The 10,724-nt window shown below is 29.9% G+C and carries 8 protein-coding genes; 4 read left to right on the top strand and 4 right to left on the bottom strand.

Going from position 1 to position 10,724, the window contains the following annotated elements; all coding sequences use genetic code 11:
* The 4 genes from Q0C58_RS07475 to Q0C58_RS07460 form a co-directional block, all read right to left on the bottom strand.
* Positions 1 to 620, bottom strand: a 620-nt coding sequence (locus tag Q0C58_RS07475; RefSeq protein ID WP_290699483.1) for an N-acetylglucosamine kinase, incomplete at its 3' end; no start/stop codon positions are given.
* A gap of 96 nt (positions 621 to 716) precedes the next feature.
* A complete protein-coding gene (gene gap / locus Q0C58_RS07470; RefSeq protein ID WP_290699480.1) occupies positions 717 to 1,718 on the bottom strand; it encodes a type I glyceraldehyde-3-phosphate dehydrogenase in 1,002 nt (333 codons plus the stop codon).
* Between the two features lie 73 nt (positions 1,719 to 1,791).
* Entirely contained in the window at positions 1,792 to 2,778 is a 987-nt protein-coding gene (gene pfkA, locus Q0C58_RS07465; protein ID WP_290699477.1) for a 6-phosphofructokinase, read from the bottom strand.
* 146 nt (positions 2,779 to 2,924) lie between these two features.
* Complete coding sequence (locus Q0C58_RS07460) at positions 2,925 to 7,301, bottom strand: translocation/assembly module TamB domain-containing protein (protein WP_290699486.1); 4,377 nt, start codon at positions 7,299 to 7,301, stop codon at positions 2,925 to 2,927.
* Positions 7,302 to 7,451: 150 nt separating this feature from the next.
* Between Q0C58_RS07460 and tsaD the strand changes: the two genes are divergently transcribed.
* The 4 genes from tsaD (at position 7,452) to Q0C58_RS07440 (ending at position 10,668) form a co-directional block, all read left to right on the top strand.
* Positions 7,452 to 8,474, top strand: a complete 1,023-nt coding sequence (gene tsaD / locus Q0C58_RS07455; protein ID WP_290699474.1) for a tRNA (adenosine(37)-N6)-threonylcarbamoyltransferase complex transferase subunit TsaD — start codon at positions 7,452 to 7,454, stop codon at positions 8,472 to 8,474.
* Positions 8,475 to 8,749: 275 nt separating this feature from the next.
* Positions 8,750 to 9,385, top strand: coding sequence for a peptidylprolyl isomerase (locus tag Q0C58_RS07450; protein WP_290699471.1), 636 nt, complete (start codon positions 8,750 to 8,752; stop codon positions 9,383 to 9,385).
* Between the two features lie 8 nt (positions 9,386 to 9,393).
* Positions 9,394 to 10,101: a 16S rRNA (uracil(1498)-N(3))-methyltransferase gene (locus tag Q0C58_RS07445; RefSeq protein ID WP_290699468.1), complete on the top strand. Its 708-nt coding sequence runs from the start codon at positions 9,394 to 9,396 to the stop codon at positions 10,099 to 10,101.
* Positions 10,102 to 10,104: 3 nt separating this feature from the next.
* On the top strand, positions 10,105 to 10,668 hold the full coding sequence (locus tag Q0C58_RS07440; protein WP_290699465.1) for a hypothetical protein: 564 nt from the start codon (positions 10,105 to 10,107) through the stop codon (positions 10,666 to 10,668).
* Positions 10,669 to 10,724 lie beyond the last annotated feature (56 nt).

Here is a 10,724-nt window from a genome sequence, read left to right as displayed (position 1 = left end):
AAAATCATAAACTCAGCAAAAATTGCTAAGTAAGCGTTAGGATTTGGTTGTTTGTAAAGATTGTACTTAATAAAATCTGCTTCCAAATTATACTTATCTGCAAAAGCAATTTTTATATCCTCTGGCATTTGGTTAAAATAATAATCTCGTATTAATTGCTTACCATAATAGTTTCCAGAAGCATCATCCATTAAAGTGTAACCCAAAGAATCTACGCGCTGTTCTAACTTCTCACCATCGTAATAACTACAGTTAGAGCCAGTACCTAAAATACAAACTACTGCAGCTTCATCAGGAGTGTTAATAGTCGCAAAAACGGCTGCCAAAGTATCTTCATTAACTTCTACATGTGCATTTATAAAAATGTGTTGTAAAACAATTTTTAAAACCAGTCTTGGTTTTTCTGTGCCACAACCTGCTCCATAAAAGAATATATTGGTAACTTTTTCACTATTGTTTATTAGCTCCTTACTTTTTTTAATAGTCTTTCTTAATTTTTTTTTAGAAAGTATGGCAGGATTTAAACCTTTAGTTCTAATTTTTTCTAGTAATTGATTACCATTTTCATCTACTGCAATCCAATCACATTTTGTAGAACCACTATCAACAATTAATATCATAATATAAAATTAGGTTAAATAAATTATAAAAAAAAGCGCAGTAAAAGTTTTTACAAACCTTAGACTGCACTTAAATTTTTATTATATGTGTTAAGCTTATAGATTATTTATTTTCTCTGCTAAGTCTACTAATTTATTTGAATATCCAAATTCATTATCATACCAAGATACTAATTTGAAGAAAGTTGAATTTAATTCTATTGCAGAATCTGCATCAAAAACACTTGTTTTTGTTTCACTAACAAAATCTTGAGATACTACGGCATCTTCGGTATAGCCTAAAACACCTTCCATAGAACCGTTTGCAGCTTTTTTCATTGCTGCTTTAATTTCTGCTAAAGAAGTTGCTTTTTTAGTTTTTACAGTTAAATCTACAACAGATACGTCTACGGTTGGCACTCTAAAAGCCATTCCTGTTATTCTTCCATCTAATTCTGGAATTACTTTACCAACAGCTTTTGCAGCTCCTGTAGAAGTAGGTATAATATTATTTATTGCACTACGACCTAAACGGTAATTTTTACGTGATGGTCCATCTACAGTAAATTGCGTAGAAGTTGCAGCGTGTATAGTAGTCATTAAGGCCTCTTCAATACCAAAATTATCTTCAATAACTTTAGCTAAAGGTGCTAAACAGTTAGTAGTACAAGATGCGTTAGATACAATTTTATGGTCTGCAGTTAATTTGTTATCATTTACTCCCATTACAAACATTGGAGCATCTTTACTTGGCGCTGAGATTACTACTTTTTTAGCACCACCTTGAATATGAGCATTTGCTGTTTCCATTGTTGTAAAAAAACCAGTACATTCTGCCACTACATCTGCTCCTGCCTCGTCCCACTTTAGGTCTTTAGGATCTCTTTCTGCTGTTACTCTTATTGTTTTTCCGTCTACAACAAGATTACCATCTTTTACCTCAATAGTACCATCAAATCTTCCATGAACAGAATCGTACTCTAATAAGTATGCTAAATGCTCTACTTCTAACAAATCGTTAATTGCTACAACATCTACATTGTCGCGTTTTACAGTCGCTCTAAATACAATACGACCAATTCTACCAAATCCGTTAATTCCTAATTTTAATTTTGACATAATTTTATAATTTGTTTTTTATTTCCTAAGTTAATACTGAAATTTACATCAGTACTATTTGGAATATTAATGTTTAAGTGGTCATGATATCAGACACACGAATTAATTCTTTATTTATTTGTGATTTTCCTTTTACGGCTTTTTCTAAAGGTGTTAATGCAATTTTATCGTTTAATAAACCAACCATAAAATTAGATTGGCCTTCCATTAAACTTTCTACCGCTTTTACTCCCATTCTACTAGCTAAAACACGATCGAAGCACGATGGAGCACCACCACGTTGCATGTGACCTAAAACAGATACACGTACTTCGTATTCTGTCATGTTTTCTTCAACATAATCTTTTAACTCGAAAACGTTTTTACCAATTTTATCGCCTTCAGCAACTACAACTATACTAGAAGATTTACCCGACTTTTTACTTCGTCGTAGAGACTCTAGTAATCTTTCTAAACCTAGGTCTTCTTCAGGAATTAAAATTTCTTCAGCTCCTGCTCCAATACCGACATTTAAAGCAATGTGTCCAACATCACGTCCCATAACTTCTACAAAAAACAGTCTATTATGCGAACTTGCTGTGTCACGAATTTTATCGATAGATTCTACTACTGTATTTAATGCTGTATCGTAACCTAAAGTATGTGATGTTCCAAAAATATCATTATCTATAGTACCAGGAATACCCATTACTGGAAAGTTATATTCTTGATTAAATATTAATGCACCTGTAAACGTTCCATCTCCACCTATAGTTACTAGTGCATCGATTCCTTTTGCGTTTAAAGCTTTATAAGCTTTTTCTCTACCGTCTTTGGTTCTAAATTCTTGAGAACGTGCAGATTTTAAAACGGTCCCTCCTTTATTAATTATTCCTTTAACTGTTCTTGCACTTAAGTCTTTAAAATCGCCTTCCATCATGCCTTCATAACCACGATAAATACCAACACATTCTATACCATGAAAAGCACAAGTTCTAGCTACAGATCTAATTGCAGCATTCATTCCTGGAGCATCTCCTCCAGACGTCATTACTCCAATTTTTTTTATCTTTTTAGACATTTAATTACTTTGTTTATAGCTAAGCTAGTAAAGTAAATCTATATAATAACATGTATTTGTTAAAAATTAACAGGTGTAATTTTACTACAACGTTTTAGTTAATGAAATTGTTGAAAAAATGTTAAATATTAAGGAATTATAGAGTATTATTTCTTCTTTTTCCACTCTAATCCTTCAGGAAGTCTATTCTCTGTATCTTCAGAATTAGAGTTGTCTTGGGTATCTTCTTTTAAAGTTTCTTTGTCTTTTTTGTTGAAGATTTTTCGAATTAATTCACCAAACGTATCAAAATCTACAGAATAAGCTAAACCAAGTCCTTGAGTATACCCAATCTCTTCTCCAAAATTTCTAATACTATTTTCTCTATTAAATACAGTTGCAGTTAGTGTACCTTCTTCATTTAATAAAAAATCGACTTGTACATCTCCTGCAATTACCGAGTCTGATGCTCCACCAACAGGAACTCCTAGTTTACCGTTAATAAGTACACGGTCTGTAATTTTTGTTTGCAATGTAAAACCAACGCGATCGTCTGTATTATAATCTGGGCGACGTTGTCCTGCTTCGTAATTTAAACCAATTTTAATTTTATTATCAGAATCTGTAAAGATTCCGTTTATTAATCCGTTAATTCGCTCTGCTATGGTACCTGTAAAACTAATATCTTGTAGTTGTCTGTTAAAACCACCTGTGGTTAATAGATATAATGCTTGGTTGTCTTTTACGTCTTTAGAGTCTAATCTGTAATTTAACTCAGATTTTATTGTTGAATTTGCATTTGGAAAATCGAACTCGAAAACTGGTTCTGGCCTTTCCAGCTTCCCTGTTAAACTAATTCCCAATTCTACAGGAATTGTTCTATTAATTGGATTGTCTAGTAATGGCGACGGATTTGTTCTTGTTTTATAAATGGCTTGAATATTTAGTTCTGCATCTAATGGGTTTCCATCCCATTGAATTGAGCTATCATAAGGTTTTACACTGAATTTTTTTTCTATAATGCCACCATAGAAAAAATTATAAATACCTTCATGAACAATAAAGTCTCCAAACATTTCAAATTTCCCATTGGTATTAATATTAAATAATAATTGACCATCTCCTCTACCACTTATAGTGCTTCCAGATTCTCTATCCATTACAATTTCAATAAGTGCATCTTCTGTTACGTTTAAATCAAAAAAGAGTTCTAAACCAGAAAGGTCTTTGTTTTCAATAATGATGCCTTGCAATTTCGCCAATTTTTCTTCTGGTGTTAAAAAATGAATGAAAGAATTATCACCAAAAGATTCTACGTCGCTTAACGGAATGTAAAACTCTGTACCGTTTTTAGTTTCTGCCTCTGCAGTGATTCTTAGCGCTTCTGTTGGTCCAAAAATATTTGCAATGCCACTAATAAAACCTGTTCCGTAGTATAGAGATTCTTCGGTTGCCTTGGTGTCTAAAACTAAAAGCCTATTGGTTTCTATGCCAAGATTTAAGCGCCAATTTGAAAAATTAACATGACTTATAACGCCATCTAAATTTCCTTTTGTAGTATATTTAACATCTGTAATATTAATATCGTTAAAATTAAAATTCTGATTATCTAAAGTTACTGAAGAATTTTTAGCAAAGTCAAAATCTACATTTAGATATGGTATTTTTAAACCACCATTATTAATTTTTAAAGCACCATTAAAATTAGGTTTATTTAAATCTCCAATAACTGCAATATTTCCTGAAACATCACCTCTAATGTTACTTAAAATTGGTTCTAGTAAAGGTGATAAAATACCAATATTAAAATCGTTAAAACGCAAATTTACATCTATTGCAGCATTTTTAGAAGACACATCAATATCTCCAATGGCTTCAAAGGTGTTTTTTGTATCGTCTTTTATTTTTGCTTTTACAGTATAATTGGTTAGTGATTGGTTTCCTTTAATATTAGCATCAAACGAACCAAAATAAGTGTTATTAATTTCTAAATCGTCTATTGTTATTGAAGAGTTTGGAAGATAGCTACCATTTTTCTGGAGTAAATCTAGTTTTCCATTTACATTTCCAACTAATTTTAAACTATCAATTCTGGGTGTTATTTTTGCTAAATCAACATCTTTAAAATTTAACTTTAAATCTTTATAAGTAGAATCTCTAATAACACCAGCAAGTCTTATTTCTTCACCTTTATGGCTTAACACTAACTTTTCTATATTAAAATCTTTGAATCCGTTTGCTATTTCAATTTTATTATATTTATCTGAAGCATCGTTAAGCTTCCAAAGATTATCTTTAAAGTTAACTTCGCTTGTTTTAAAACCAACTACAGAGTTGTTTTTTTCATTAATAGTATGGTAGAAACTAAGATTGTATTCGTCTGTATTTGTTTTGCCTCCATTAAATTCACTACGCATATACAGCGTATCGTTTAACGTTACATTAATTAAATTGAATTTTGATAAGTTATAAAAATTAGTATTTAAACTATCTATTTCAACATAAGTATTAAATAGTGGGTTTTTGTTATCTACCTGTACTTCTATTGTATTTGCAAAATAATCTAACCACTCTATTTTTGGAGATTTAAAGGTAAGTTTAAATTCATTCTCGTCTGTTTCTACACGACCTTTTATAAAGGTGTTCTTTCCTAACTTTAAATCTGGATAAAACACTTCTACTATTTTATTATAAATTTTAAAATTAAAATTTATAAATTGATCTGTTTCTATAGCATTTGGTGATTGACTTGTATAAATACTTTTTATAGAGTTTTCTAATAAATTAGGAACATCTTTAAATAAAAACTCACCACGCATTGAGCCTTTTACAATGTCTGGAGAATTTACATTAATAATGTGTTCTTTACCTTCAAAGGTTGACGTAACTGTAAAATCTTCAAAATAATAATCGTCGGTTTCGTTTTTATAATTGGTTTTTTGAAATGTAATATTTCCAACAGCATCATCTAAAGTTGTCCCTTTTATTTTCATCTCTAAAATGCCTTTAAAAAGTGATTGAGAGTCTCTTGTGTAAATGTTTAGTTTTCTTAAATCTGCATATTCTACATTTGCAGAAAAATCGAATGCGTTTACTTCTTTAGATAAATCTGCTAATCCATTAAAATTTAACTTTAAATTTTTATCGTTAGCAACTAGCTTTCCATTAAAAACCCTTTGAGCATATTGACCATTTACAGCTATATTTTGGTAGTTGTACTTATTATACATAAGAGAGTAAACATCTCCTTTAATTCCTGTACTTAGGTTTTCCTTTTTAAAACCAAAACCATCAACATCTAAATTAGAAGATATTTCGCCTAAGTTTGGGTCTTCTAAAAAGGCACCAATATTAAACTGGTCGAAAACAATATTTCCTTTATATGTAGCACGATCAATATCGTTTACATTTGTTAAACTTAAATTAGAGTTTATTAAACCAAGTGCTGTATTAATGTTTAAATCTGCATCAATTTTTGTAGGTGTAATATTTGTGTTTCCTGTAATAGTAAAATCTCCTAATTTATCGAATATAGAAGGTATTGAAGCTCCTAAAACATTAGGAAGCAATCGTTTTAAATCTTTATAATTTGAAGTTAAATTTAAAAAATCCCCGTACATAGCAAAGTTGTTTTCTTTACTATTTAAAAGGTTTTTAAAATTAATATCTCCATAAATTTTAGTTCTCGTACTGGTATTTAACTTTAAATTTTTAAGTTTTAAATTGTTTAAAGTTCCAGATATTTGGGTATTAAATTGTGCACGTTGGTTAACACCAAACTCATTATAAAAAACATTTAACTCATCTAAAGCTATATTTGCGTCACTAAAATTAGCATCTACTTTTACTTTATTTTCAAAATCTTTAAAATCTTCTCTATTGTAATTAAAGGTTAGGTTTCCTTTAAGCGTAGAATTCTTGGTTTTAATATTAAGATTATTAAAAACCATGTTATTAAGCGTGTACTCAAAATTGGTAGATAAATTTTGAACAACTAATCCACGACTATCCAGAAACGACAATGTGTTTATACGTGCGCTTACATTACTACCATTAATAAGAAAGTTAGTAGCGTTTATATCTAGCTTATTAAATTCTATAATTTTAGGTGTTTCCTTGTTCTCGTTTATAAAATTAAACGAACCACTATAAATAGAAACATCGCTTGAGGATAAAAGAAAATTACTTTTTACTGGTTTTGGATTGTCACTATCAAATCTTGATACAAAAACATCAAGATTAGTATCTGTTTCGCCTTTGTAGGTTACAATGTTAAAAATAAGATCTTCAACATCTATATCTCCAAAATCTAATGTACTGTCAATTAAATTGCTAAAGTTTAATACAGAAGTATTTAATTCTGAAGCACTAATAAGGGTGTCTTTTTTAAAATCGCGAATTAAAATTTCTTTTAATTCAACATCACCATTAAACTGAAGTCCTATTTTTCCAATATTAATATCGGTTTTATAATCTTCATTAATATGTTTTGTAACATAGTTACCTAACTTAGTTTGAACAGCAGGAATAGATAATACCAACACCAAAATGATGAAGAGTAATAATAAAATTGCCAGTAGCTTACCTACTATTTTTAGAAATTTCTTGATGCGTGATTTAAGTTAAAAAAACTACCTTTGTTTCTTGATTAATTTCTATTCAAAATTAACAATTATAATGCCGAATATTTACAAATGTCCTCACAAAATATTTACATACTAGCTATTGAGTCTTCTTGCGACGATACGTCGGCTGCTATACTCTGTAACGACAAGGTATTAAGCAATGTTGTTGCAAGCCAAAAAATTCATGAAGAATTTGGTGGCGTTGTACCAGAATTAGCCTCTCGTGCACACCAACAAAATATTGTTCCAGTTGTACACCAAGCTTTAAAAGAAGCAAATATTGCCAAAGCACAATTGCATGCTGTAGCATTTACTCGTGGTCCTGGTTTAATGGGATCTCTTTTAGTAGGCACTAGTTTTGCCAAGTCTTTAGCTTATGGTTTAAACATTCCTTTAATAGATGTAAACCACATGCAAGCACATATTCTGGCTCATTTTATAGCAGAAGATGGTTTTACAAAACCAACATTCCCTTTTCTTGGCATGACTATTTCTGGTGGTCACACACAAATAGTAAATGTGAAAAACTATTTTGATATGGAAGTTATTGGTGAAACCATAGATGATGCTGTTGGTGAAGCTTACGATAAAAGCGGAAAAATATTAGGCTTAGGCTATCCTGCAGGTCCTGAAATAGATAAAAGAGCACAATTAGGGAACCCAAAAGCATTTCAATTTACAAAACCACGAGTTGCTGGTTTAAACTTTAGTTTTTCTGGTTTTAAAACTGCTGTGTTGTATTTCATACAGCGTGAAGTAAAAAAGAATCCTAATTTTATTGCTGAAAACTTAAACGATATCTGTGCATCTATTCAATACACTATTATTGGTATTTTAATAGATAAGTTAAAGTTAGCAACTAAAGAGACTGGTATTACTAGTATTGCTATTGGTGGAGGCGTTTCTGCTAATTCTGGCATTAGAAAAGCCTTAAAAGATGGTGAACAAAAATTTGGGTGGACTACTTATGTTCCTAAATTTGAATATACCACAGACAATGCTGCAATGATTGGTATTGTTGGTTATTTAAAGTATTTGGAAAACGATTTTGCTGAACAGAATGTTATGGCTTCTTCTAGATTGAAGATATAAGTTGACTACTTATTAGATAAATACATTTGAATATTTTCTTTAAAGAAATTATTGTAATTTTTACAATAGTATCAATTGTTTTACACTTGTGAATGCGGTAATCTTCATTTACAAATTAATTAAGAAACATTCTAAATCTAAATTTTAACAACTCCATTCTTACATTCACAAGAATTGAGTTGTTAAAATCTTGTTGATAACGTTCTCAACTATTATAATAGAAGCCTTATTTTTTTGTTTTTTTGTGTTTTAAATTAAAAAACACTCAAATTAAAATGAATAAAACCTTATTCCTACTATTATTAAGTTTATCACTCTCTACTTTTGCACAAAACGACACTAAAAAAGTTCTTAGAGGTATTGAAACACTAGAGCAAGCCGAAGAATATATTGGCGAAAAAAAGTCAAAAAAGAAAAGAATTATGGTTTTTAATACAGAAAACCACAAAAGTAGTCTTGCCAAAGAACTTTTAGAAATGCCTGCAGGATTCACAAAAACCGAAAGAACTCAATTTAAAAAAACACATTATAAGGTAATTAAAAAAGAAAAAGAACCACATTATAGAATTAGTTACATCTTTTTCGATGGAAATAAAATGCCAGTTAGTGAAATCTATAATCTTCGTAAAAAAATCATGCTTAAACATGGTAAAGGTATTGAGTTTGGTGATTTAGCAAAAAAATACTCAATGGCAGATAATGCAAAAAAAGGAGGAGATTCTGGTTGGATAAAAGATGGACAATTACCTATAGAAATAGAAGAAGAAGCTAATAATTTAGTACACCAAGTAAACGATATTTTCGACATAGGTATTACTGATAATAATGGCTTTTATATTGTTAAAAAAACACATAGACTTAAAACTATTAAAGAAGTTTATGTGCTTAAAGTTCAAGAAACAATAGATTAATTTTTATAATGCAACTATTTTATAATTCAGAAATTACCGAAAACACCAAACAATTTACGTTCTCTAAAGAAGAAAGTAAACATATTGTAAAAGTCTTGCGTAAAAAATCTGGAGATATTATGCATATTACTAATGGTACTGGTTGGTTTTTTTCTGCCAAGATACTCTCTGATAATATAAAAAAATGCGACGCAGAAATTACCACAAAACAATTTCAAGAACAATCTAAATACCGTTTACACTTAGCTGTTGCACCAACTAAAATGAACGATCGCTACGAGTGGTTTTTAGAAAAAGCTACAGAAATTGGTATTCAAGAAATTACACCAATTATTTGCGACCATAGTGAGCGTAAGGTTATTAAGCAGGAACGTTTTGAGAAGATATTACAGTCTGCAATGAAACAATCTTTAAGTTGTTATCTTCCTAAATTAAATAGCGCTATTACTTTTAAAGATTTTATAAATCAAGATTTTAAAGGCGATTTATTTATGGCACATTGCGAAGAAACCAATAAAAAGTCTTTAAAAAAAGTATTAAAACAAAATCAAAATACAACCATTTTAATTGGTCCTGAAGGCGATTTTAGCACTAAAGAAATAGAAGTAGCAATTGCTAAGGAGTTTATTCCTGTAACTTTAGGCGAAACACGCTTACGCACAGAAACTGCTGCTATTGTTGCTTGTCATTCTGTTGCTTTTGTTAATGAAATCTAAAAAATGAAATTAAAAAAAGTATTACTTGATGACAATGCTTGTTCCGAGAATTTGCACAATATGAAATTTGCCAGAAATAATAGGTTGTGTATGAAATGTGATACTGTTTTACCTGACTTAACAGAAACCTCATTACAAGACATTGCAAATAACCACTATGGTAAAAATAAATGCGTCATACTTAGAAGTGACCAAGTAGAGTTTTTAATTTATTATAAGAAAATTAAAACTTTCGCATTAGCATCTAGCCTATTTATTGGAACAACATTTATTAATTTAGCTTTTGCTCAAACAGTTGAAAAACAAATTGATTCTTGCTTAATTACTGGTACTGCAATTGGAAAAGAAAAAAATATTCTAGCTGATCGTCAAATTTACTTTCTTATAAAAGATAGTGATTCTATCTATGAGACAAGAACTAATAATAAAGGAGAGTTTGTTATAAACTTACCAAAAAATTGTGAAATAGATTTTAGCAATGTAAAAAAAATGATTTCTAAAAAAACTCGAAATAGAAAATCTATGACACTATCCCAAAATCTGTGTAAGTTAAAAACTCAGGATTAAATTATTTATAGTTTAATCCTTTTTTCAAATATAGCTAAAAATTGATTTAGTATGAT

The organism is Lacinutrix sp. (assembly GCF_023299985.1).
Classification (GTDB): Bacteria; Bacteroidota; Bacteroidia; order Flavobacteriales; family Flavobacteriaceae; genus Lacinutrix.
The sequence above is the reverse complement of the archived record's forward strand: the minus strand, read 5'-3'. Positions and strand labels throughout refer to the sequence as shown.

Excerpts from the sequence above, each read along its gene's own strand:
- gap (WP_290699480.1), bottom strand. The coding sequence starts at position 1,718 with ATGTCAAAATTAAAATTAGGAATTAACGGATTTGGTAGAATTGGTCGT.
- Q0C58_RS07445 (WP_290699468.1), top strand. The coding sequence starts at position 9,394 with ATGCAACTATTTTATAATTCAGAAATTACCGAAAACACCAAACAATTT.
- Q0C58_RS07440 (WP_290699465.1), top strand. The coding sequence starts at position 10,105 with ATGAAATTAAAAAAAGTATTACTTGATGACAATGCTTGTTCCGAGAAT.
- Q0C58_RS07450 (WP_290699471.1), top strand. The coding sequence starts at position 8,750 with ATGAATAAAACCTTATTCCTACTATTATTAAGTTTATCACTCTCTACT.
- tsaD (WP_290699474.1), top strand. The coding sequence starts at position 7,452 with ATGTCCTCACAAAATATTTACATACTAGCTATTGAGTCTTCTTGCGAC.
- pfkA (WP_290699477.1), bottom strand. The coding sequence starts at position 2,778 with ATGTCTAAAAAGATAAAAAAAATTGGAGTAATGACGTCTGGAGGAGAT.